The organism is Woeseia oceani (assembly GCF_001677435.1).
Taxonomy (GTDB): Bacteria; Pseudomonadota; Gammaproteobacteria; order Steroidobacterales; family Woeseiaceae; genus Woeseia; species Woeseia oceani.
Window position 1 is genome coordinate 457,301 of the sequence record NZ_CP016268.1, and the last position, 23,588, is coordinate 480,888.

18 protein-coding genes are annotated in these 23,588 nt (G+C 57.7%); 7 read left to right on the forward strand and 11 right to left on the reverse strand.

Annotated elements, in window-relative coordinates; translation table 11 throughout:
- Positions 1-5: 5 nt before the first annotated feature.
- From BA177_RS01965 to BA177_RS01985, 5 genes are all read right to left on the reverse strand, one after another.
- Positions 6-1,226 carry a dihydrolipoamide acetyltransferase family protein gene (locus tag BA177_RS01965; protein ID WP_068612267.1) on the reverse strand — a complete coding sequence of 407 codons (1,221 nt, stop codon included), beginning with the start codon at positions 1,224-1,226 and terminating at the stop codon, positions 6-8.
- A complete protein-coding gene (locus BA177_RS01970; protein ID WP_068612269.1) occupies positions 1,223-2,239 on the reverse strand; it encodes an alpha-ketoacid dehydrogenase subunit beta in 1,017 nt (338 codons plus the stop codon). Before BA177_RS01970 ends, BA177_RS01965 begins: the two co-directional genes overlap by 4 nt.
- A 3-nt stretch (positions 2,240-2,242) precedes the next feature.
- Positions 2,243-3,478, reverse strand: a complete 1,236-nt coding sequence (locus tag BA177_RS01975; RefSeq protein ID WP_068612271.1) for a thiamine pyrophosphate-dependent enzyme — start codon at positions 3,476-3,478, stop codon at positions 2,243-2,245.
- Positions 3,479-3,702: 224 nt separating this feature from the next.
- Positions 3,703-4,137 (reverse strand): MgtC/SapB family protein, encoded by a 435-nt coding sequence (locus BA177_RS01980; RefSeq protein WP_068612272.1) that lies wholly within the window; start codon positions 4,135-4,137, stop codon positions 3,703-3,705.
- Positions 4,138-4,216: 79 nt separating this feature from the next.
- Entirely contained in the window at positions 4,217-4,696 is a 480-nt protein-coding gene (locus tag BA177_RS01985) for a flavin reductase family protein (RefSeq protein ID WP_068618741.1), read from the reverse strand.
- A 611-nt stretch (positions 4,697-5,307) separates the two neighbouring features.
- Here BA177_RS01985 and BA177_RS01995 point away from each other — a divergent pair.
- The 3 genes from BA177_RS01995 to BA177_RS02005 all read left to right on the forward strand — a co-directional run bounded on the left by BA177_RS01995 (position 5,308) and on the right by BA177_RS02005 (position 11,861).
- Positions 5,308-8,388 carry a response regulator gene (locus BA177_RS01995; RefSeq protein WP_082989784.1) on the forward strand — a complete coding sequence of 1,027 codons (3,081 nt, stop codon included), beginning with the start codon at positions 5,308-5,310 and terminating at the stop codon, positions 8,386-8,388.
- On the forward strand, positions 8,388-10,466 hold the full coding sequence (locus tag BA177_RS02000) for a putative bifunctional diguanylate cyclase/phosphodiesterase (protein ID WP_068612278.1): 2,079 nt from the start codon (positions 8,388-8,390) through the stop codon (positions 10,464-10,466). Before BA177_RS01995 ends, BA177_RS02000 begins: the two co-directional genes overlap by 1 nt.
- A 186-nt stretch (positions 10,467-10,652) precedes the next feature.
- The gene (locus tag BA177_RS02005) at positions 10,653-11,861 is read left to right on the forward strand and encodes an aromatic ring-hydroxylating oxygenase subunit alpha (RefSeq protein ID WP_068612281.1); all 1,209 of its coding nucleotides are present in this window, start codon (positions 10,653-10,655) and stop codon (positions 11,859-11,861) included.
- Between the two features lie 7 nt (positions 11,862-11,868).
- On the opposite strand, the gene BA177_RS02010 is transcribed toward BA177_RS02005, so the two are convergent.
- The 6 genes from BA177_RS02010 to betI form a co-directional block, all read right to left on the reverse strand.
- The gene (locus tag BA177_RS02010) at positions 11,869-12,669 is read right to left on the reverse strand and encodes an ABC transporter permease subunit (RefSeq protein ID WP_068612282.1); all 801 of its coding nucleotides are present in this window, start codon (positions 12,667-12,669) and stop codon (positions 11,869-11,871) included.
- Positions 12,666-13,550, reverse strand: coding sequence for an ABC transporter permease (locus tag BA177_RS02015; protein WP_068612283.1), 885 nt, complete (start codon positions 13,548-13,550; stop codon positions 12,666-12,668). Before BA177_RS02015 ends, BA177_RS02010 begins: the two co-directional genes overlap by 4 nt.
- 12 nt (positions 13,551-13,562) lie before the next feature.
- Complete coding sequence (locus tag BA177_RS02020) at positions 13,563-14,669, reverse strand: ABC transporter ATP-binding protein (protein WP_068612285.1); 1,107 nt, start codon at positions 14,667-14,669, stop codon at positions 13,563-13,565.
- Positions 14,670-14,689: 20 nt separating this feature from the next.
- A complete protein-coding gene (locus BA177_RS02025) occupies positions 14,690-15,823 on the reverse strand; it encodes a polyamine ABC transporter substrate-binding protein (RefSeq protein ID WP_068612287.1) in 1,134 nt (377 codons plus the stop codon).
- Between the two features lie 63 nt (positions 15,824-15,886).
- The gene (locus BA177_RS02030; RefSeq protein ID WP_068612289.1) at positions 15,887-17,047 is read right to left on the reverse strand and encodes an acyl-CoA dehydrogenase family protein; all 1,161 of its coding nucleotides are present in this window, start codon (positions 17,045-17,047) and stop codon (positions 15,887-15,889) included.
- An 18-nt stretch (positions 17,048-17,065) separates the two neighbouring features.
- Positions 17,066-17,695 carry a transcriptional regulator BetI gene (gene betI / locus BA177_RS02035; RefSeq protein WP_068612291.1) on the reverse strand — a complete coding sequence of 210 codons (630 nt, stop codon included), beginning with the start codon at positions 17,693-17,695 and terminating at the stop codon, positions 17,066-17,068.
- Positions 17,696-17,822: 127 nt separating this feature from the next.
- Between betI and BA177_RS02040 the strand changes: the two genes are divergently transcribed.
- The 4 genes from BA177_RS02040 to BA177_RS02055 all read left to right on the forward strand — a co-directional run bounded on the left by BA177_RS02040 (position 17,823) and on the right by BA177_RS02055 (position 23,585).
- Positions 17,823-19,157, forward strand: coding sequence for an aspartate aminotransferase family protein (locus tag BA177_RS02040; RefSeq protein ID WP_068612293.1), 1,335 nt, complete (start codon positions 17,823-17,825; stop codon positions 19,155-19,157).
- A gap of 72 nt (positions 19,158-19,229) precedes the next feature.
- A complete protein-coding gene (locus tag BA177_RS02045; RefSeq protein ID WP_068612295.1) occupies positions 19,230-20,846 on the forward strand; it encodes a phytoene desaturase family protein in 1,617 nt (538 codons plus the stop codon).
- Positions 20,839-22,383 carry a phytoene desaturase family protein gene (locus tag BA177_RS02050; RefSeq protein WP_068612297.1) on the forward strand — a complete coding sequence of 515 codons (1,545 nt, stop codon included), beginning with the start codon at positions 20,839-20,841 and terminating at the stop codon, positions 22,381-22,383. Before BA177_RS02045 ends, BA177_RS02050 begins: the two co-directional genes overlap by 8 nt.
- A complete protein-coding gene (locus tag BA177_RS02055) occupies positions 22,380-23,585 on the forward strand; it encodes an aminomethyltransferase family protein (RefSeq protein ID WP_068612299.1) in 1,206 nt (401 codons plus the stop codon). Before BA177_RS02050 ends, BA177_RS02055 begins: the two co-directional genes overlap by 4 nt.
- Positions 23,586-23,588 lie beyond the last annotated feature (3 nt).

The following is a 23,588-nucleotide window of genomic DNA, read 5'->3' on the forward strand; positions in this document are numbered from 1 at the left end:
GCTGGCTATTGCGGCATGAAAATCGTGGCCGGCTGCTCCAGCATACCGCGAATACTTTGAATCATTTGCGCGGCATCAAAGCCGTCGACAAAGCGGTGATCAAAGGACGATGAGAGATTCATCGTCAGGCGCACTTCTATTCTGCCGTTGATGACGACCGGCTTTTCTATCGCCCGGTTTACGCCAATGATGGCCACTTCCGGCATGTTGATGACCGGCGTCGTTACGATGCCGCCCAATTTGCCCAGGCTGGTAATGGTGATCGTGGAGCCGGATAACTCATCACGACGAATGCTGTTGTCGCGCGCGGCTTCCGAGACCCGCCGAATCTCGCTCGATAACTGATCCACTGAAAGTTGATCAGCATTGTGAATTACCGGCACTTTGAGGCCGTCTGCGGTTTGTGTGGCAACGCCGAGGTTTACCGGGCCGTGCTGCACAATGACGTTGCGTTCCTTGTCGTGGGTTGCATTGCACTGCGGGAAGTCGTCGAGCGCGCGAATCAACGCCAGTGACAGGAACGGCAGCAAGGTCAGGCGCTCGTGCCGCTCACGATTCAGGTTCAGGTGCTTGCGCAGCGCTTCCAGTTCGGTGATGTCGATTTCTTCAACGTAGGAGAAATGCGGGATCTCGCGCTTCGCCGCACTCATGCGCTCGGCAATGATACGGCGCAGGCCAATGATTTTGACCTCGCGGGTCGCCCGTTGCTTCACCGTTTGTGCGGGCCGGGCAAAGGCGCCGCTCTGGTCGCTGAGGTAGTTGTCGAAATCGTCCCGGGTTATACGACCGTTCGGGCCGCTGCCACTGATCTGCGTGAGATCAACCCCGGCTTCCTTGGCTTTTTGCCGTATGGCGGGCGAGGTCTTGACACGGGTGCCGCTTGCGCCTGATTTTGCCGCAGCCTTCCTGGGGGCACTGGCCGCAACGGCCTCGCTGGTTTTCGGCTCGGCAGCAGGCTCTGCTGCTTTGCGGCTGGACGTTTCGCTGCTGATTTCAAACACGATGAGCGGAGCACCAACGGCAATCATGTCGCCGGGCTCGCCGGCGAGCTTCATTACTTTGCCGGAGACCGGCGAAGATATTTCTACGGCAGCTTTGTCGGTCATCATCGTGCCAACGATGTCTTCTTCGGCGACAACATCGCCCACTTTGACATGCCATTCGCCGATTTCGGACTCGACGGTACCTTCACCGAGGTCGGGTAGTTTGAATATGTGTTCGCTCATCCAGCCTCCATCACTTTCCTGATACCGGCAGCGATTCGCTTCTGACCGGGAAAGTATTGCCATTCGAATGCGTGAGGGTAGGGCGTATCCCAGCCAGCCACCCGTTCAATTGGTGCTTCAAGATTCCAGAAACAGTGCTCCTGAATGGTCGCCGCCAGTTCGGCGCCGTAGCCGCTGAAGCGTGTGGCCTCGTGGGCGATCAGGCAACGACCGGTCTTGTTCACGGAGTCAGTCAGTGTGCTGACATCCAGCGGTGCCAGCGTGCGCACGTCGATGATCTCTGCATCGAAACCGGTGAGCTTTGCAGCCGCCTGCGCGACGTGCACCAGCGTGCCGTACGTAATGATGGTCAGGTCGTCGCCGGGTTCGACAATATCGGCTTTGCCGAGCGGCACCGTGTAGTAGCCACCGGGCACTTCGCCTTTCGGGTGCGAGGCCCAGGACACGGCTGCTTTGTCGGGATCGCCATCAAACGGGCCGTTATAGATGCGCTTCGGTTCGAAAAAGATGATCGGGTCATCAGATTCAATCGAACTGATCAGCAGGCCTTTCGCATCGTACGGGTTCGACGGCATGACCGTCTTGATACCGCTGATGTGAGTGAAGATTCCTTCCGGCGACTGCGAATGTGTTTGCCCGCCGCGGATGCCACCACCACAAGGCGTGCGTATGGTTACCGGGGAAGTAAGGTCGCCGGCCGTACGGTAACGCAGGCGTGCAAGCTCGCTCACAACCTGATCGAAACCGGGGTAGATGTAATCGGCAAACTGGATTTCGGCAACCGGGCGCAAGCCGTTCACGCCCATGCCGATTGCGGTACCAATGATGCCGCCTTCGGCGATAGGCGCATCGATAACCCGGTGTTCGCCGAACTTGCGTTGCAAACCGTCAGTGCAGCGGAATACGCCGCCGAAATAACCGACGTCCTCGCCGAGGATGACGATGTTGGGGTCTTTGTCCATGACCACGTCGAGCGCTGAACGTATGGCCTGAATCATGTTCATCTGTGCCATCGGTCAGTCCTCCAGTGCCAGCATTTGTTTGCGCTGAATCTCGAGGTGCTCTGGCGTTTCGGCATAGACGTCGTCGAACATTGTGGCCGGGTCGAGGTAGGGGCCTTCTGTCATCGTGCCGCTCTTCTGTGCCTCCTTCCAGGCATTGAGCACGTCCGCGCGCAGCTCTTTCTCAAGTGCGGCATGTTGTTTTTCGGACCAGTGACCTTCGCTGATCAGGTGATTCTTGAGCCGCAGCAGCGGGTCGCCCAACGGAAACGCATCCCATTCGTCCTTGGGCCGGTACTTCGTCGGGTCATCACTCGTTGAATGCGCTGCGCCGCGGTAGGTGACGTGCTCAATTATCGTTGGACCGCCACCGCGCCGGGCACGATCGGCCGCCCATACGGTCACGGCGTACACCGCCAGCAAGTCGTTGCCGTCCACTCGTATGCCCGGAATGCCAAGGCCTAAACCGCGGGCCGCAAACGGTCGCCGTTCACCGCCGGCAAAACCCTGGAAAGTGGAGATTGCCCATTGATTGTTGATGATGTTGAGAATAACCGGTGCCTGGTAAACCGCCGCGAACGTAACGGCGTGGTGGAAATCGGCTTCTGCCGTGCTGCCATCACCGACCCAGGATGCGGCGATGTGATCTTCACCCTTGATTGCCGATGCCATGGCCCAGCCCACAGCGTGCGGGTACTGCGTGCCGAGGTTGCCCGAGATGGAAAACATGTTGGCATCTTTACTGTGGTACATGATCGGCATCTGCCGGCCCTTGCACATGTCCCGGGTGTTCGACAGACACTGGCACATCAGGTCAACGAGCTTGCAGCCACGGTACAAGTACAAACCCTGATTACGGTAGTGCGGAAAGCACATGTCGCCAGGACGCAGTGCCATACCCTGGGCAATTGAAATGGCTTCCTCGCCGAGCGACTGAATATAAAAGGAAATGCGCCCCTGGCGCTGAATCTGTTGCATGCGTTCATCGAAAATCCGGGTCAACATGATCCAGCGCAATGCGACCTGCAGCTCGCGGGCCTCGAAATTGGGGTTCCACGGGCCTACAGCTTTGTGCTCATCGTCCAGTACGCGGACCAGGCCGTGGCTCAGATGATCAATGTCCCGCACCCGGACATCGATTGGCGGTTTGTCGACAGCACCGGCAGGCGACAATTCCAGGTAACTGAAATCCGGCGTGTCCCCGGGTCGTGCCGACGGGTGCGGAATATGCAGTCTTGATCGGGTGCTCATGCGTCGGAATCCTTATTTCGAAATTCAGCGAAACAGCGCAGTCGGGCACGGAGTGTCCACTTTGCGGCGCCGCATCAAGCGGTACAGCGAACGCCCGATTCTACGCAAAAAGCGCCCGTGGTGCCGGGCCCGCGCCGCGTGTTGATAGCGGTGCTGAGTGTGGCGATCAGGGCGTCGCCACGCAATACCACAATTCGGTAGCCAAACAGCTGGATCCCGCCGGGTTACTGCTGATCCGGGTTCGGTGCGGTCTTGAAGTAGCTGACGTAGCGCAGAGTCAGGAAGCTGATGACGGCCATCAGCAAGGCAATCTCGTAGCGGTCGACCGCTACGGCCATGCCTATGAGGCCGGTGATCCAGATAGTCGCTGCCGTCGATGTGCCGGACACATTGCCGTTGCTCTTCAGGATGGCGCCACCACCGATGAAGCCGATACCGGTGATCAAGCCTTGCAGCACGCGGGCCTCGGCATCGCTCGAATCGAGTACCGACATGCCGACCAGCGTGTAGCCGCAGGCAGCAACAGCAACCAGCGGGAACGTACGCAGGCCTATGCCGAGGTGGGAGTCTTCGCGATCAAACGCCACCGGCAGTGACAGAAAATAGGCGATGCCTAGGTGTCGGAGGTTAAACCAGATTTCGGTCCAGTCGATGGTCATTTCACGTTGCTCCAGCGTTGCAGTGGCGGCTCAACTCACAGTGGCGGGCCAGTGGCAGGTGTCACCTCGCAGTTCGCGGTTATCCGGATTCAGCCAGTGCAGCGTAACGCCCGCCAAAAAACAGCAATGGCGCCTGGTCGTTTGTCCGGTACGCCTCTACTTTGCCAACAATAATGAAGTGATCGCCGCAATCGTGTATCTGCTGCGTACGGCAATCGAAACAGGCGATCGTTGCGGGCAGTACCGGGATGCCATGCCGGTTCTGATCGTATTCGATGCGTTCAAACAAGGTGTGGTCTGATTTTGCGAAATGCACGGCCAGATCGCGCTGATCCTCGGCCAACACATTGATGGCATAGCGATCTGCATTCAGGTAAGCCTCCAGCGAATTGGAAACCTTGGCGATGTTCCACAGCACCAGGGGCGGGTCCAGGGACACGGAACTGAAGCTGTTGGCCGTGATGCCGCAAGGCCGGCCCAAGGCATCGTTGCAGGTGATAACGGTCACGCCCGTGGCGAAACGGCCGAGCGAGCGGCGTAAATCGAATTCGTCAGTCATTGTTCGGGTGGCGGGTTCCATCGCGGAATGTCGCTGGCAGTTGCAGCGAATGATACCTGTATTGCTCCGGCTACTGGGGCTTTCGCGGTGCTTGTGCTGACGTCTGCGGGTAATTCATGCGTTGTCCGCGGTTGTGCACAGGCCCGGTGCTGCTGCCGGGTCGTCCGCCGCTGCACGCTGGGGTGTGCCGTGAACCAACGAACGTGACAATGTGTTCACCGGCCTGATGCGATCTGGCGTCCAGTCAGACCCGCGTGCCAGTTCAGGCTGTTTGGCCCGGAGCGCAAATTCGCAGGCCTGCTGTGCGCGGTCTGTTGCAAGGGTCTGGCTGCCTACCGCAGGCGTTGCCGGCGGTAGGCAGCGGCTGAACGATCGTGATCTCTTTCTCATTATGCAGAATCGATACGGCATACAATTACCGGGCATGGAAATGACGTGCGTCGAAATGCTGAATATGGGTAATTTTTCCTATAATCGCCGGCGCCTTCCATACGTATTGCTAAAGAATCCCTGTAATCGGCCGACAAGTCACTGGTGGGAATACGTTTTCCCGACAAGCCCCACTTATCAGCCGCTCACGGATCGAGCACCGGCTGGCCAATGGAATTGCAATGACGTTAAGCCAAAAACTAGTGCTGTACCTCTTGCTGCTCGGCACGTGTATTGGCGTGGGCAGCTACCTGGCGATCAGCTATGCCATCCTCCCGGCCTTCCAGGAGTTCGAAGTCCATGAGTCGATCGAGGCGGTTGATCGGGTCGAGAGCGCTATCGAGGCCGAGGGCCGTACGCTGCAAACGCTGGTTTCCGAGTATGCGGAATGGGATGACACCCGCGATTTTGCGCTTGGGCGGCATGCCGAGTACGAAGAATACAATCTGATCCCCAACTACTGGCGCCGCAAAGGCGTCGATGTGCTCTACATCCTCGATGTTGAGGGCAAGGTGATTTCCGCTCTTGGTATGTCGGAAGGAACGGGCGTACCGGCCGATATTCACGAGCTTTTTCTCGGTCAGGTTACACCCACGCACCCGTTGCTTGATCATCCCGATGCCGATAGCTCGTTTACCGGTGCAATGAAAACAGCCGATGGCCCGGCGCTCGTGGCGGCGGCCCCGATCGTAAGCAGTTTGGCCAAGGGTTCACCGGTCGGGACTTTTATCGTGGTCCGACGATTGGGCCCTGAACTATTGGCTGATATTTCCAGGCGCACGTCAGCCAATGTGATTCTGCATGAGCTGACAGCCGCTGGCGCAGGTTCATACAGTCTTGATGAGCTCAAGCGACTCTCAAGCGATGGCACGTCCACCCTGACCAGGAGCACTGATCAGGAGCTGATCGCGAACCGGCTGATATCAGGGATGGACGGGGACCCGGTCGCACTGCTGGAGATTCGCCACCCGCACACGATCTCCAAGATCGGCACGGAGACCATCCGCGCTGCGATGATTCTGATTGGCCTGGTTACAGCCGTATTCATGGTCATAGGCGTGTTTATCATGCGCTATGTCTTTGTTCGGCCGGTGAACGAAATTGCCGATAGCATGATCCGCATCCGCGAGACTGGCGATCTGAATATCAATATCAAGCAGGATCGTGCCGACGAGATTGGCCAGCTCGCGCGTGAGTTCACGGAGATGACCGCGAATCTGGATCACACGCAGCGTGAACTTGAGAAGACCCGCGATCTGGCGTTGGGCGCGTCGCGGGCCAAGAGTGAGTTCCTGGCGCGAATGAGTCACGAAATCCGGACACCGATGAACGGTGTGCTGGGTATGACCGAGCTGCTGCGCAACACTGCTCTCGACTTTGAACAGAGACGTTTCACTGAAACAATTTATTCGTCCGCGGAAAACCTGCTCGATATCATCAACGATATTCTGGACTTCTCAAAAATCGAAGCCGGCAAGATGGATCTGGAAGCGCGGGATATCGATCTTGGCGTGGTGATTGAAGAAACGGTCGATAGTCTTGCCTCGCAAGCGCACAAGAAAGGGCTGGAACTGATCAACGACGTTTCACCCGATCTGCACACGTCTCTCATCGGCGATCCCGTTCGGATTCGTCAGGTTTTGACGAACCTGATATCGAATGCGATCAAGTTTACGAATCGGGGCGAGGTCGTTGTTCGGGTTTCCGCAGAAGAAAGCGCGGCTAACACCGAAGCTGCCAGAGTCTTGATTGAAGTTGTTGATACCGGCGTCGGCGTCAAGCCGGAGAAACAACGCGATATTTTTGAATCGTTCGCCCAGGAAGACGGCTCGACGACACGACTGCACGGCGGCACCGGCCTCGGACTCGCCATTAGCCGGCAGTTAGTTGACCTGATGGGCGGTACGCTGCAACTCGAGAGTACCCCTGGATTGGGTTCTCGATTCTATTTCGCTATCGAAATGAAGCATGGGCGTGGTGAGGCCGTGCACGAACGAAAAGCAACCGCCTCGGTAGCCGGCAAACGCATCCTGGTGGTCGACGACAACGCGACCAATCGCGAGATACTTGAGCAACACCTGAAGTGCTGGCGCGCCAGGCCGCACTGCGTCGAAAGTGCGCGCGAAGCCTTGCAGGCACTACAGCTGGCCGCCACAGAGCAAGAGCCGTTCGAGTTGGTCATTCTCGATATGCACATGCCGCGTACCGACGGCCTGCAACTGGCCAGAATGATCCGGGAATTTCCCGCGCTCGACGCCGTATCGCTCATGTTGCTCAGCTCTGTGGCCATGCCAGCCAGCGAAGACACTCTGGAAGAGCTGAAAATTTCCGGCCAGCTGACCAAGCCAATCCGCCAGGGCCATCTGTACGATGCGCTTTCTGTCGTTCTCAGCGGCGAGACAGTGACCGAGCGTTACTCGCGCAATCGCAGTTCCGCAATCCGCAAACTAAGCGGCAAAGTGCTGCTTGCCGAGGACAACCCTGTCAATCAGGCCGTGGCTTTGGGTATGCTGGACTCGCTCGGCGTGGACGTAGCGGTGGTCACTGACGGCCAGGCGGCGATGGATGCGCTGAGTGGACAACGTTTTGATCTGGTATTGATGGACTGCCAGATGCCGGTTATGGATGGTCTGCAAGCGACCCGGGAGATTCGTGCTGCGGAACGCGACAACAACGAATGTCATGTGCCTATTGTCGCACTTACTGCGAATGCACTGTCGGGTGACCGGGAGCAATGTCTTGAGGCGGGCATGAACGAGTACCTGAGCAAGCCTTTTACGATGGATCAGCTGCACGCTGTATTATCGATTTTCTTGCGTACCGAAGCCGAACTCGCCGACGAGACCCGGATCGAGGAGGTGTTATCGGCAGAGGCGGCAAGTCTTTTCGACACACAAAGTATCACCATACAACCATTGGACCTCACGGCGCTGGCAACGTTGAAAGAGCTACAACAACCCGGCTCACCGTCCTTGATCAAACGAGTCATCCAGATCTATCTCGACAGTTCGGGTGAGATCAAAGAACGTCTGGCCAACGCGCTCAGCAACACCGACACCGATACAGCGAGAGAGTCCGCGCACGCCTTGAAATCCAGTAGTATCAATGTTGGCGCAACGCGACTCGCTGACCTTTGCAAAAACATTGAGACCATGGCGCGTGAACACTCGATAGATGGAGTGCAGGAGCTGAGATCGAAACTGGAACAGGAATACGGCCGGGTCATTAAGGCTTTGCGTGTTGAACTTGAGCGAGCCGCTTGATGAGTGTGCCGACTACCACAGGTTCACTGCCGCTGGCGCCATTGGCATTGATCGCGGACGATGACGCAACGGTCCGAACCATTATGCGCGAAGTGCTGGAGCAGGCAGGTTTCCGCGTGGAAGAAGCCTCCAATGGACAAATGGCGCTAGATCAGTTCGAGCAGTATCGGCCCGATGTTGTATTGTTGGATGTCGATATGCCGCAAATGGACGGTTACAACGTTTGCAAACAGATTCGCGCGCAGGAAACTTTGCGTGCAACCCCGGTTTTCATCATTACCGGCCGCGACGACCCGCAATCGATACAACATGCCTATGAAATTGGCGCTACCGACTTTCTGAGCAAACCCATCCCCTGGACAATTCTGGCGCATCGCGTTCGTTTCGTCCTGAGGGCGAGCGATGCCCTGAACGAAATCCAGGGCCTGGTTCGGGCAATGCCGGATAAGATATTCGTCCTCAACGAAGACGGCGAGCCGCACGCAACAGCCGATGAATCACAAGCTGGCCAGCCTACGGTTGCCGAGTTGATATCGAGCGATGCTTACGCCGATACCTTTCCGCTGGAAAGCCGGCCGGACGTTAAGCACAAAGTCAACGTTGCCCTGACAACCGGCAAGCCGCAGATCCATGAGCACGCCGTGGCCAACGGTTTCACGCATCTGGAAACTCGCATCGTCAGCCGCGACCGCAGCACCGCGCTCGCTATTGTGCGAAACGTGACAGCCCGAAAAGAGTACGAGGATAGAATCTACGATCTTGCGTACTACGATCAGTTGACCGGGCTGCCCAATCGTCAGTTGTTTCAGCAGACACTCGATGATTCAATCAAACGAGCCAAGCGTAAGGACTGGCCGTTCGCAATTTTGTTTGTTGACCTTGATCGCTTCAAGCGCATCAATGACACCCTGGGCCATTCGATGGGCGATACCCTGCTGCGCGCCGTCGCGGACCGCCTAAGAAAATGCACCGGCGCCGACGATGAAGGCAGTAGCGTAAATATTGCCCGGCTGGGCGGTGATGAGTTCGTCGTTCTGCTGGGTGGTGTGGATAACACGGACGCGGCGTCCGCGATCGCGGACAAAGTGGTTACGGCACTAAGCAGGCCGATGGAGTGCGAAGGTCATCGATTGGTAGTAACGCCCAGCATCGGGATCACGATGTATCCGCAGGACGGCGACAGCAGCGAGAGTTTGCTGATGAACGCGGACTCCGCGATGTATCGTGCCAAGTCCGCGGGGCGAAATACTCACAAATTCTATTCCGATACGATGCGAATCCATTCGCTGCATCGCCTCGATATAGAGAACGAGCTGCGCGAAGCAATGAACACGAAGCAGTTCCAGCTGTACTACCAGCCGAAGGTGGACCTGAAGAGTTGGTCCGTGGTCGGCGTCGAAGCGCTGATACGCTGGAAACACCCGGAGCGAGGTTGGATCTCGCCAAGCGAGTTTATTCCGATTGCCGAAGAAAGTGGGCTGATCGTGCCGATTGGCACCTGGGTTCTGAAAGAAGCGTGCCGACAAATAAAAGCCTGGCGTAACACTGCGCTGCGTGATCTAAGGGTTTCCGTCAATATTTCCAGTGAACAAATTTACACGGACGACCTTTTGCTGACGGTCAAAGATGCCATGGCCAGCAACACCATAGGTGCAGAATCGCTGGAGCTGGAAATCACAGAAAGCCTGTTGATGCGCGATGTGGATTCAACGGTGCAGACATTGAACGAATTCAAGGAGCTTGGTCTGGCCATTTCGATCGACGACTTCGGTACCGGCTATTCATCGCTGAGTTACCTGACGCGCTTCCCGATCGATACGCTGAAGATCGACCAGTCTTTCGTTCGTGACTTGCATATCGACAACGACGATGCCGCCATCTGTGCGGCGATTCTGGCCATGGCCCGCAAACTGAACCTGAATGTCGTGGCTGAAGGTGTTGAGATCGACGAGCAGTTGCAGTTCCTGCGCGGCCACGGCTGCAACCAGATCCAGGGCTACCTGTTCAGCAAGCCATTGCCGCCGGCCGAGTTACTGGCCCTTATCGGTGACAATGTTCGCAAGAGCGCCTACGCCTGATTCAGCCGGATTCTGCGCGAAAAAGCGAGGATCGGCAGACAGACGATCAGGGTCCCGCCCTTGGCGATGTGCGCCCTGCATCGATCGAATCCTGCCAATTTCACAATCTGGTACTCAGCCCGGATTGGGCCTCCAGCCGGTGCATAATTTGCATTGGATAAACAGCCGTTGACGCAGTCACGAACTATGGAAAACAACAACAGCATCGCCGAATTGCTGGACAGTCAGCAACAGGGCTGGTCACTGGACCAGCGTTTTTATACGGACCCTGACATCTACAGTCTTGAACTCGAGCGCATCATTACCCGTAACTGGATACTGGCAGGGCATCAGTCGGAGCTGCCGGATACGGGAGATTTCAAGGTTGTAAAAGTAGCCAGGGATTCGGCGATTATTGTCCGTACCGCGAACGGTGAGCTGCGTGCGTACGCGAACGTCTGTCGGCACCGTGGCTCGCTGGTCTGTCTTGAGAACCGCGGCAACACGCGCAAGTTCGAATGCCCATACCACGGCTGGATGTACGATACCGACGGCAACCTGATCGCGGCACGCAACATGCCAGCCGATTTCGACAAGCGGAATTACGGCTTGCACCCTGTATCGTTGCAGGTGCTCGGCGGACTGATATTTGTGTGCTTTTCAGAGTCCCCGCCGTCGCTGGAAGGCGCGCGGCGTGATCTTGCAGAGCCGTTCGCCATGTTCGATTTCGAAAACCTCAAGGTGGCGGCCAGCAAGGTTTACCCGATCGCCGCAAACTGGAAGCTCGCCATCGAGAACTACCAGGAATGCTATCACTGCGCTACCGCGCACCCGGACTATGCGCGCATGCATACCCTGATGCTTGACGCCCAAAAACGCGAACGGGTGCAGCAGCACATGCGTGACCGTATGCAGGCCTGTGGGCTGAAGGAAATCGAATTCGATTACGTTGATACGCTTGCGCGGCCGGGCGAGCAAGGCTACGGCTACAGTCGCACGGCGCTATTCGACGGTTACAAAACCGGTAGTCGTGACGGACAGCCGGTTGCGCCGTTGCTGGGCAATCTCAGTGACTATGACGGCGGCGCTTCCGACTTCACGTTCGGACCGTTTTCATTCTTGCTGGCGTACAGTGATCACGTTGTAGCGTATGTATTTACACCGGTGGATCACGCTCATTGCGAATGCCGGATCTACTGGATGGTCCGCGGCGATGCAAAAGCCGGCGTCGACTACAACGTCGACGAGTTAACCTGGCTGTGGGACATCACCACTCAGGCTGACGAGCGCATCATCGTCAACAACTGGAAAGGTGTGAGTTCACGCTACTACCGGCCCGGTCCGTTCTCTGGTATGGAGCGGATGGAAAGCCGCTACATCGACTGGATCCTCCAGCAACTGCGGGATCCCGAATAGCATCCAGTCAGGTACTGCGCTGGCGGCCGAACCACCAGGCGAGGCCAACGCCGGCGGATACGATCACGATGATCAGGGTCGCCAGCGCATTGATGTCAGGCGTGACACCCAGTTTCACTTTGGAAAAAATCAACATAGGCAATGTGCTGCCGCCAGGGCCGGAGACGAAGCTGGCGATGACCAGGTCGTCGAGTGACAGGGTGAAAGCCAGCAGCCAGCCGGCCACCATTGCGGGGGCGATCAGTGGCAGGGTGATATCGAATACCACCCGCAACGGGCTGCCGCCCAGGTCCATCGCCGCTTCCTCCAGTGTTGTGTCCATGGCTCTGAGCCGCGACTGCACGATGACCGTCACGTAGGCAAGTGAAAACGTGGTGTGTGCAATTGTGATGGTAGAGAGGCCGCGCTGACCCGGCCAGCCGGTCAATTGCTGCAGGCTTACGAACAGCAATAACAGCGAGAGCCCGGTGATGACTTCCGGCATTACCAGCGGCGACGTCACCATGCCTGACAACACGGTCCTGCCGCGAAACCGACCGAAACGGGTCAGCGCCAATGCAACCATAGTCCCGAGTATGGTTGCCATGGTTGCTGACATGACCGCAATGCGCAGGCTTAACCACGCGGACTGCAAGACTTCTTCATTACTGAACAATTGTCCGTACCAGCGGGTGGAGAACCCGCCCCAGACCGTGGCAAGCCGGGAATCGTTGAAGGAGTAGAAGATCACGGAGAGCAGTGGTACGTACAGAAACGCGTAGCCGAACGCCAGTACGGACAGCAGGAATACGGGTCGCCGCCGGCTCATGTGCGCGCCTCGTCGGCGCCGCGATTGCGCTGCAGAAACATGATCGGCACGACCAGCAACAACAGCAGCACAATGGCTACCGCTGAGGCGAGCGGCCAGTCGCGATTGACGAAAAACTCGTCAAACAGTACCCGGCCAATCATCAGCGATTCGGGGCCACCGAGCAGGTAGGGAATCACGTACTCGCCTATCGCCGGAATAAAGACCAGCAAACAGCCGGCAATGACCCCGGGTCGCGCGAGTGGCCAGGTGATGTCGCGAAAGGCCAGCCATGAGTCAGCACCGAGGTCCATAGCGGCCTCGATAAGGTCTTCGTCCAGTCTTTCCAGCGTGGCGTAGACGGGCAAGATCATGAACGGCAGATAGGAATAGACGAGGCCCACGTAGACGGCAAAGTCCGTGTACATCATCTGCAGCGGCTGGTCGATCACGCCAAGCCAGAGCAAGGCATTGTTGATAACGCCGTAGGTATTCATCAACCCCATCCAGGCGTAAACCCGCAGCAGAAACGATATCCAGAATGGAAGAATGATTAGCAGTAACAACAGGTTGCGGTATTTTGGGCCGGACCGGGCGATAGCATAGGCCATCGGAAAACCAAGCAACAGGCAGAAGAAAGTCGCGATGGCGGCAGTGACCACAGATTTGAAATAGGAAAGACCGTACAGCTTGTCGGTCAGCAGAAACCGGTAGTTGTCGAGTGTTGCGAGCCAGGTGCCTTGCTCGTCGATAGTGGGGGTGAATGGTGGCTGGCCTATCACGGGGTCCGAAAAACTGATCTGGAAAACGATCAGGAACGGCGCCAGGAAAAACAGCAACAGCCAGAGATACGGTAGTACGACAGTGACTTTTTGCCAGCGGGTATCGGCTGTTGTTTGCACGGCCGGTCTCCGCTAATCCGTGAGGACAACGGCGCTGTGGGTGTCCCAGGTAATGAACACCTGATCATCCCACTCGACTTTGTGTTCGGCCGAGCGTTGCCGGTTCTGGGCACTGACCTGGACGATCTTGCCGCTGGCAAGGCGCACCCGGTACAGCGAAAGATTGCCGAAATAGCCCAGGTCCTCGACGATGCCCTCGAGACAACTGGCATCGCTGCCGTTCGGTCGTTGCTGGCTGATGAATATCTTTTCCGGGCGCACGGCAACCGTCAGACGCTCGCCAATCGTATGCGCGTTGTCAGTGTGTGCATTCAGCAACGGCGCGGTTTCCGCGCAACGCACGGCAATCTTGCCATTGGCGACGGTTTCCACGACGCCGTCAAACATGTTGATGGTACCGATAAAGTCGGCGACGAAGCGGTCACTCGGGTATTCGTAGACAGTGCCGGGCTTGTCGACCTGGCGAAAGCGGCCCTGGTCCATGACGGCAATTCGGCTCGACAGGATCATGGCTTCCTCCTGATCGTGGGTCACCACAACGAAGGTGATGCCCAGCCGATCCTGGATGCTCATCAGTTCGAACTGAGTGTACTCACGCAGTTTTTTATCGAGTGCGGCCAACGGTTCATCCAGCAGCAGTACGCGCGGTTGCTTGACCAGCGCACGCGCGAGTGCCACGCGTTGCCGTTGGCCGCCGGACAGTTGATCGGGTTTGCGATTGTCCAGATTTTCCAGCTTGACGAGTTTCAGCATGTCGTTGACGCGATCGCTGATTTCATCTTTCGCGACCCCGTCCTTCTTGAGGCCGTAGGCAATGTTCGCGGCGACAGTCATGTGCGGGAATAATGCATAGGACTGGAACATCATATTGACGGGGCGCCGGTAGGACGGGTGGCCGGTGACATCTTCGCCATCAATCAGAATCTGTCCCGATGTTGGCGATTCGAATCCAGCCATCATGCGCAGCAACGTGGTCTTGCCGCAGCCTGAGCCGCCAAGAATCGAAAACAGTTCTCCCTGAGCGACCTGCAGGCTGACATTGTCAACCGCCAGAAAATCACCAAAGCGCTTGCTGACATTGCGGAGCTCGATGATCGGTGTGTTGCTGTCGGTTTGCATTCAGACCCTTTTGCTGGCGTTCAGATGCCGCTCTTGACCCGCGCCCAGGCGCGGGTGCGCAGGCGTTCCTGCTTCGGTTGTGCGCTGAGTACCGGGTACATGATTTCCCAGGTCTTCGCGTCCGGGTAGATGCCGGGGTCGTTCAATACGCGCGGGCTCATGTATTCACGGGCCTTCTTGCTGGCGTTGGCGTAGTAGACATAGTCGGAAATACTGGCAAGCACCGTCGGTCGCAGTATGAAATTCATGAACAGGTAGGCGTTGTCCTTGTGCGGGGCATCGGCCGGCATGTACATGCTGTCCACCCAGAGCCCGGAGCCTTCTTTGGGCACCGTGTAATTGAGTTTGATATCCAGGCCGGCTTCTTCCGCACGCGCGGAGGCCTGCGCGTAGTCACCCGACCAGCTCATCGCCACGCAGACTTCGCGGTTCGGCAGGTCGCTGATCATTTTCGAGTTGCTGAAGTAGCGTATGTAGGGCCGGATCAGTTTCAGCTGGGCTTCCGCCGCGGCAATACTTTCTTCGTCCACGGCATTCGGATCGCGACCGAGGTAGGCCAGCACCATCGGGAAAATATCGGTTGGCCCGTCCAGCAGGCTGACACCGCAATCGGCGAGCTTTGACACGACGGCGGGGTCGAACAGGACATCGCCGCTGTCCATGGGGTGATCCGGCAGTCGTGCCCGCACCATTTCTTCGTTCCAGGCATAGCCGGTCGTGCCCCACATGTAAGGCGCCGTGTAGCCGATGGTTTCCGTATACAGTTCCGTGCGCTGCAAAATCTCGGGGTCGAGATACTGCGCATTGTCCAGTCGTGCGGGGTCCAGTTTCTGGAAAACGCCTATCGGCGCAAGGCGCGACGAAAACTGGCTGCTGTGAACGACAATATCGTAGCCGCTGGAACCGGACAGCAGTTTGACGTCGACAACCTCCGACGAATCGTAAGTGTCGTAGTTGACCTTGACGCCGTATTCGGCCTCAAACTGCTTGATCGTATTCGGGCCGATATAGTCGGCCCAGTTGTAGACGTTGACGACGTTCTGGCCGTTCGTACTGGTATCGTTGCCGGAGTCGCAGGCAGCCAGCAAAGCCAACAGGCCGCCGGTCAGGTACAAGCTGACGATCAGGCGGGCATGCGAGGCTCGGTTTGTCATCTGGCTGTCGATTTCACCATTAGACTGCTGGCATGACAATCAACACGATCAAAGAGCCTTGAATCACATTCCTTCCAGGCCGCGCTTTTTGAGTCCACCGGCAATGATCAGACGCTGGATTTCGCTGGTCCCCTCCCAGATCCGGTCTACCCGCAGTTCGCGGAAGAAACGTTCGGCGACGTTCTCGCGCATGTAGCCGCGGCCGCCAAAAATTTGTACGGCACGGTCGGCTACCCGGTTGGCCATTTCCGAGGCGTAGAGCTTCACCATGGAGCAGCGCATGTGGAGTGACCGCAATGGTTCATCGCGATCGTGGGCATTGGCCGCTTCATAGGTCATCAATCTCGTTGCCCACAGTTCAGTGGCAGAATCCGCCAGCATCATCTGTATGGCCTGTTTATCAATCAGCGGCTCGCCGCCGACCATGCGATGTCGGGCAAACTCGCTGGCCTCTTCGATAAGGCGGGCAGCGGCACCACAGGAGCGTGCCGCAATCATCAAGCGTTCGCGACGGAACCAGGCGCGCGTGTAGGCCATGTCGTCGCCAGCCTTGCCGACCCGGTTTGCGGCAGGGACCCAGACATCCTTGAAGCGGTAAGTGGGATGATGTGCCGCATAGGTATGGCTGAACGTGGGCGTGTCGATGATCTCGACACCTTCAGTCCCCTGATCAATAAAGAACAGGGCGTCGCTGTCGTCTTCCTCCACCCGCGCCTGAAACCAGAAATAGTTCGCAAGGTTGGCGCTGGTAACAAACCATTTCTCGCCGTTCAGACGGTAGCCATCGCCATCGCGCACGGCGGTTGCGCTCAGCGCGGCGACGTCTGAGCCGGGTCCTTCTTCGGTGATGGCATAGCAATCGTGTGCCTCGCCGCGCATTAGCGGCAGCACGTAACGCTGCAATTGATCAGCGCTGCAGGCTTCCAGCATCCAGCTTTGCGGCTCGGCAAAACACCAGGCGAGGGCATTGGTAACCCGGCCAAGTTGTTCCCAGACAGCAACCTGCGATTCAATAGAAAGCTCGAGGCCGCCGAGGCTTTTCGGCATGTCCATACGACTGAAACCGATTTCTTTGGCGCGGGCTTTATTGCGGGCGGTCAGTTCCGGGGAGAGCACGCCGCCATTGTGCTCGGCTTCGACCTCGTGCGGTTGCAGGTATTCGTCGGCAAAGTCGCGGGCCATTGTCTGCCACTGGCGCGCCTCGCTGCTGAGTTCAATGTCCACGGTTGCCCCCCTTTGCTGTTATTCGTAATGGTCCGGAAAAATGGCGCGCAAATAGCTGTACACCGCGTCCATCGCACCTTCGCGGCTGAAATTCTTTGGATTGATAAGGCGGGACAGCCACAGGCCCTCGGTCATGGCGGACAGGGCCGCGGCCACGGTCGTGGCCTGTATGCCCTTGTAGCCACCGTCCTTGATGATCTCATTGCAAAGGCCGCGAACCACCGTCGAATAGTGCCGGTCCCGTTCTTCGCAGATCTTCTGGTAGGTCGGCATCGCCTGAACCTCGCCCCAGAACGCGAACCAGACCGCCAGTTTGCGCGGTTCACAAACCGTGGGCGCGAAATCCATTTCCATCAATGCCAGCAGTTTGGCGGCCGGTTCGGCGGCAGATTGTGCCAGTACACGCTCGAACTGTTGTCGATAGTCGTCGGCCAGGTAGTTCAGGGTTTCGCGCAGCAGATTGTCTTTGCTCGCAAAATGCAGATTGACGATACCTTGCGACAGGCCGGCTACCTTGGCGACATCACTGAGCTTGGTGCCGCCAATGCCATTCTGTGAAATGCACTGCAACGTGGCGTCGATCAGTTGCTGGCGGCGGATTTCGCGTTTCTCGGTTCGACTGATTTTTTTCTCGGCTACGGCGCTCAATTAGGGTCTCTCGGCATGGGTAATGCGGCCAGCTTGCCATAAAATGAATGGGCGTTCATTCATTTTTCTTGCCTTCAAAAGCGGCTTCGTGAGACGCTAGCCACAGTCACGGCCAAATGGAGGCTGTATGCGGTGTCTCGAAAAATCCAATAATCATTTCAAGAAAGCCATCACCCGGATGCCACTGGGCGTTTCTTCCAACTTCCGCTACTGGGGCGATGACAAGACCATCTACATCAAGCGCGGCAAGGGTGCCCGCCTGTGGGATATCGATGGCAACGAATACATCGATTACCGACTGGCCTACGGGCCGGCAATCCTCGGCTATGCCGATGAGCGGGTTGACGAAGCCGCCCGCAAAGGCATGGAGATCGGGGGGGTATTCGCCCTGTCCACCGAACTCGAATACGAAGTGGCAACCCGCGTGCACCGAATGGTGCCGGCCGCGGAACTGGTGCGGTTCTCAAACTCCGGCACCGAAGCGGTCATGGCGGCGCTACGTATCGCTCGTGCCCATACCGGCAAGGACGGCCACATCTGCGTTGAAGGTGGTTACCACGGCGTGTTCACCGAGGTGCTTTGGTACAGCGATGTCGAAGACTGGAGTCCCAAAGACGGTGACCCGGAACTCCTGCCGTACGGCGACGGCGTACCGGCCATCGTAAAGCCGCTGTTCCACACCGTGCCGCTGAACGATATCGAGTCGCTGGAGCGCATGTTGCAGCGCTGGCACAAAGACGTTGGTGCGTTCCTGATTGAACCGATCATGGGCAATTGCTGCGGCCTCGCGGCAACCCGGGACTACATGCTGGCCGCCCGCGCGCTATGCGACAAATACGGCGTGCTGATGATTATCGATGAAGTAAAGACCGGTTTCCGGGTGGCCAAAGGCGGTGTGCAGTCCTTGCTCGACGTGCGGCCTGATCTCTGCACTTTTGCCAAAGCCATAGCAAACGGTTACCCGATCTCGGTTGTTGCCGGTCGCGAAGACATCATGCGCAACGTCGGTGACGGGGTTGTGCACGGCGGTACGTTTACCGGGCATAGCGTGTCATTGGCTGCGGCAAACCGAACATTGCAAATCCTTGAGGAAACCGATGCGCTGGCGACGATTGCCCGTTACGGCGCAGAAATGAAAAAGGGGCTCAGCCAAATTCTTGGCAAGCGTGGTATCGAACATTGTTTCACCGGGCACGAGTCGATGATGGGCCTGTTTTTTTCGGAAGACGCGCCCGGCGACTATCGCGACTGGGTCAATACCGATTACGCATTCTACGATTCGCTGGCACAGGAATTACACGATCTCGGCATTCTGGTCGAACCTGATTCACGCGAACCGTGGTTTTTCTGCGAGGCTCACGATGTGAAATGTCTGGACGAAACGCTGGACAAGTTTGAGCGCGCAGTGGACATTACGCTCAACAAAATATCTGCGGCGGCCGCCAAGAAAGCGCGGGTCTGACCGGCGAGCCGGGTCCGGCTGACACTCGATCGGCGCATCGGCCCGAAAGAAACAAGGGGACAATCCTGCACAATGAAAACTTATGACGCGATTGTCGTCGGTGCTGGTCACAACGGCCTGACCAACGCCGCATTTCTGGCGAAATCCGGCCTCAATGTTCTGTGCGTTGAGAAAAACGACTACATCGGCGGCGCCGCGGTCAGTCGCAATCTCTACAAGGACTGGATCTACTCCAACTGTTCTTACGTTTGTTCACTGCTGCGCCCGGAAATTTTTCGCGCGCTGGAGTTGCACCGCCACGGTTTGCAGGTAACGCCCTACGGTGGCGGCGTGACCTTCATGCAGAACGGCGACTATTTCGGCAATTACTGGGACCATGAGGTTCACCACCGGGAGTTCGCGCGCTTCTCAAAACACGACGCGGATGCCTATGACCGTTATTCGGCTGACGTGATGCGGCAATGCCGCTTCATACGCGATTTCCTCATGCGCACGCCCCCCGATCCCACCTCTTTCAAGCCACGGGACATCAGCGAGCTGATTCATCTCGGCGGCAAGTTGCTGGAGATGGGCGAGGATCGTATCTACGACACCATTCGTTTCTGGACCATGAGCGTCGCTGAATACCTTGACGAGTATTTCGAAACAGACGTGATCAAGACCGCGTTGTCCGGCAGCGGCATTATTGGCACCGCACTCGGCATACATTCACCGGGCACGGCGTACGTTCTGCTGCATCATTACATGGGTGATGTGGACGGCAATGTCGGTTCCTGGGGCTACGCGCGCGGCGGTATGGGCTCGGTTTCCAAAGCCATTGCGGGTGCGTTTCAGGCCTATGGCGGCGAGCTGCGTACCGACGCCGGCGTAGAGCAGATCGTGGTCAAGGACGGCAAAGTCAAAGGTGTCGCACTGACGACGGGCGAAGAAATAGACGCGCGCATTGTCGTTTCCGGAATGGATGTCAAACGCACATTCCTGAAGTGCATGGACAAGAACGACCTGCCCGATTCGTTTTACAACCGGGTCAAGAACTTCAAGATTCGCGGCTCTTCGGGCAAGGTCAATATTGCACTCGATGGCATGCCATCGTTCCCCGCTTTGCCAAAAGGCAGTCCGTTGCTTGATGGCGACATGCATTTCATTGATTCGATGGAACGAATGGAGCGCGCCTACGACGACTGGAAGGAAGGCACGTGGTCCAAGGATCCCTACATCGACATGGTTATTCCTACGGTCAATGATCCGACCATGGCGCCACCGGGCAAGCATTTCATGAGCTGCTTCGTGCAGTACTGTCCACCGAAAGTTGAGGGCCGCGAGTGGACGGACGAAGAGCGTGATCAGTTTGGCCAAACGGTTATCAACCAGATCGCCGAATACAGCCCGGATTTCAAAGACCTGATTCTGCACGCGGAAGTGCGTACTCCAAAAGAAATAGAAAACGAGGCCGGTTTGACCGAAGGCAATATATTCCACGGTGAGTTGACGATGGATCAGCTGCTGTTCAATCGTCCGGTACCGGGTTACGCGCAATACCGCGGGCCGGTCGCGGGTCTTTATATGTGCGGCTCGAGTACTCACCCAGGCGGAGGCGTCATGGCAGCGCCTGGTGCCAATGCGGCGCGCGAAATATTGCTGGACCTGAAACGCCACAACACGGTACCGGAGAACTTTGGCGATGACTGAGCGATTCGATGCAATTGTCGTCGGTGCCGGACACAACGGCCTGGTGTGTGCTGCGATGCTGGCGAAGGCCGGTCGCGAAGTGCTGGTTCTCGAGGCGCGCAACACCGTGGGCGGTGCGGCGGCCACTGAAGTGTTTGCGGAAGGTTACTCGGTATCGAGCTGCGCGCACTTCCTGTACGGGCTGCAACCGGATGTGTTGAGTGCCCTCGGCATCAAGCCGGAACTGGCGAGCGACAATCTTCGCACCCTGGCTCTCGCTGAGGACGGCAAACACCTTCGGTTACGCGACGGCACCGTGGAGGGTGTCGATGCGGAAGATCAACAGCAGTACAGCGAGTTTCACCGCAATATGCGCCGGTTCGGGCGATTGCTGCGTACGCACCTGAACCGGACGCCGCCACGCATCGGTACCCGTAACCGCAGCGACCTGCTGTCGCTGGCCAAACTCGGCTTTGATGTTCGTCGGCTGGGCAAAAACGACATGCGCGAGTTTCTTCGGCTCATTGGCATGAACATATTCGACGAAGTGGAAGAACGGTTCAGCCATCCGCTGTTGAAAGGTGCCGTTAGTCTGGATGCCGTGCTCGGTACGCACCTCGGTCCGCGCTCGCCAAACACCATATTGACCTATCTGTACCGCATGGCTGCCAACGATGGCCGCCTGGCCACGCCGGTCGGTGGCATGGGCAGCGTCAGCGAAATGCTGTCGAATTGCGCGCGCGACTACGGTGTTTCCATAAAAACCGGCCAGACCGTCAAACGAATTATCGTCGACAACGGCCGGGTGACGGGCGTGGAAACTGAAGGCGGCGATATTTATGAGAGCCGTCAGGTTATATCCAATGCTGACCCGAAACGCACGATCATGGATCTGACTGGCACCCGGCACGTGGAGACCGGTTTTACCCGCCGCGTGCACAACATACGCATGCGCGGCAATGCGGCGAAGTTGCACCTCGCACTGGATCATTTGCCGACCATCAAGGGACTGGAGAAGAAGGACTTCGCCAACCGAATGGTCATAGCGCCGGATGCCAATTACGTCGAGCGTGCGTTCAACCCAGCCAAGTACGGTGAGGCATCGCCACGCCCGGTCATCGAAATCAGTTTCCCCAGCTTCCGTGACCCCGGCCTCGCACCGGCGGGCAAACACGTGCTGTCTGCTGTCGTCCAGTACGCGCCATACGAACTGAAAGCCGGTTGGGATGACACGGCGCGCAGTGCATTTCAAAGCAGCATCATGGAAACGCTGGCGACGTACATGCCGGACCTTGCAGGCCACGTCGTTGCTTCTGAATTGTTATTGCCGGCCGATTTCGAACAGCGCTTCGGCATGGGTGGTGGGCACTGGCACCACGGTGAACTGACCCTGGATCAGTTCATGTTCGTACGTCCGGTAGGCGGTGCAGCACAGTACGCCATGCCACTGGAAGGCCTGTACCTTTGTGGCGCTGGCGCACACCCGGGCGGCAACGTGTCAGGAGCCGCAGGTCGCAATGCAGCGCTGGCGATACTCGCGGAGGAGAAACGAGGATGAGCAATCGGCAGATAGCAGAGGTTGCACAGGCCCGGCTGCGCAGTCCGTTCTATTCGCGCATCAGCAAGCTGGACCGGCTGAATGAATGGCACGGCTGGAAAGGTTACGCTGCGACCGATGCCCTGTACGACGCCGAGCTGGAGTATTTCGCTATTCGCAATAGCACGGCGGTGTTCGACCTGACACCGATGACCAAGTACCGCATTACCGGTCCTGATGCATTGGTCTTCCTTGACCGCCTGGTTACCCGTGATATGCACAAGATCAAATCGGGCCGTGTCGCTTACGCGGCCTGGTGCGACGATCAGGGTCAGGTAATTGATGACGGCACGATTTTTCATTTGCGCGAGGGTGAGTACCGCCTGTGTTCGCAGGAGCGACACCTTTCGTGGTTGAGATCTGCCTCGATCGGCATGGACGTATCCATCGTGGAAGAAACGGCGGAGATCGCGGCATTAGCGGTGCAGGGGCCGACGTCGTTCAGCGTGCTGGAGAAAGTCGGCATCCCCGGCCTCGAAGAGCTGAAGCCTTTCGGTCTCATGCATGCCGATTTTCAGGGCGCCGAGTTGATGATATCGCGCACCGGTTTTACCGGTGATCTTGGCTACGAACTGTGGATTGAAGCGGGCAAGGCCGAAGCCCTGTGGGATGCACTGTTCGAGGCTGGCAAGTTGCACGGCATCATGGCCATTGGTACCCACGCACTGGACATGGCACGCATCGAGGCTGGCTTCCTGACGGCCGGCACCGACTTCGTACCCGCCATGGACACCGTGCGCAGCGGCCGTTCCCGTTCGCCGCTGGAACTGGGCCTGGAATGGTTGGTTGATTTCAAGAAGCCCAACTTCAACGGGCGTCGTGCATTGGCCGAAGAGGCCCGGCGAGGTTCCACCTGGCGGTTGGTGAAACTCGATATCGAAGGCAACAAGCCGGCGCATCATTCCTACATATACGCCAAGGTACGCGGTCGCCGAAAGAACGTCGGTTTCGTTACCTCGGCGACCTGGTCGCCGGTGTGCAAGCAAAACATTGCCTTGGGCACGGTACACATGCCGCACGGCGAGCCCGGTTCCGACCTGTGGGTGGAAATCTACTACCAGCGCGAAATGCACTGGTCACGGGTCATGGCGAAGGCTTTGGTGGTCGACAAGCCGTTCTGGGATCCGGCGCGGCGACGAGCGACTCCGCCTGGCCCGTACTGATGT

Excerpts from the sequence above, each read along its gene's own strand:
- BA177_RS01965 (WP_068612267.1), bottom strand. The coding sequence starts at position 1,226 with ATGAGCGAACACATATTCAAACTACCCGACCTCGGTGAAGGTACCGTC.
- BA177_RS01970 (WP_068612269.1), bottom strand. The coding sequence starts at position 2,239 with ATGGCACAGATGAACATGATTCAGGCCATACGTTCAGCGCTCGACGTG.
- BA177_RS01975 (WP_068612271.1), bottom strand. The coding sequence starts at position 3,478 with ATGAGCACCCGATCAAGACTGCATATTCCGCACCCGTCGGCACGACCC.
- BA177_RS01980 (WP_068612272.1), bottom strand. The coding sequence starts at position 4,137 with ATGACCATCGACTGGACCGAAATCTGGTTTAACCTCCGACACCTAGGC.
- BA177_RS01985 (WP_068618741.1), bottom strand. The coding sequence starts at position 4,696 with ATGACTGACGAATTCGATTTACGCCGCTCGCTCGGCCGTTTCGCCACG.
- BA177_RS01995 (WP_082989784.1), top strand. The coding sequence starts at position 5,308 with ATGACGTTAAGCCAAAAACTAGTGCTGTACCTCTTGCTGCTCGGCACG.
- BA177_RS02000 (WP_068612278.1), top strand. The coding sequence starts at position 8,388 with ATGAGTGTGCCGACTACCACAGGTTCACTGCCGCTGGCGCCATTGGCA.
- BA177_RS02005 (WP_068612281.1), top strand. The coding sequence starts at position 10,653 with ATGGAAAACAACAACAGCATCGCCGAATTGCTGGACAGTCAGCAACAG.
- BA177_RS02010 (WP_068612282.1), bottom strand. The coding sequence starts at position 12,669 with ATGAGCCGGCGGCGACCCGTATTCCTGCTGTCCGTACTGGCGTTCGGC.
- BA177_RS02020 (WP_068612285.1), bottom strand. The coding sequence starts at position 14,669 with ATGCAAACCGACAGCAACACACCGATCATCGAGCTCCGCAATGTCAGC.
- BA177_RS02025 (WP_068612287.1), bottom strand. The coding sequence starts at position 15,823 with ATGACAAACCGAGCCTCGCATGCCCGCCTGATCGTCAGCTTGTACCTG.
- BA177_RS02040 (WP_068612293.1), top strand. The coding sequence starts at position 17,823 with ATGCGGTGTCTCGAAAAATCCAATAATCATTTCAAGAAAGCCATCACC.
- BA177_RS02045 (WP_068612295.1), top strand. The coding sequence starts at position 19,230 with ATGAAAACTTATGACGCGATTGTCGTCGGTGCTGGTCACAACGGCCTG.
- BA177_RS02050 (WP_068612297.1), top strand. The coding sequence starts at position 20,839 with ATGACTGAGCGATTCGATGCAATTGTCGTCGGTGCCGGACACAACGGC.
- BA177_RS02055 (WP_068612299.1), top strand. The coding sequence starts at position 22,380 with ATGAGCAATCGGCAGATAGCAGAGGTTGCACAGGCCCGGCTGCGCAGT.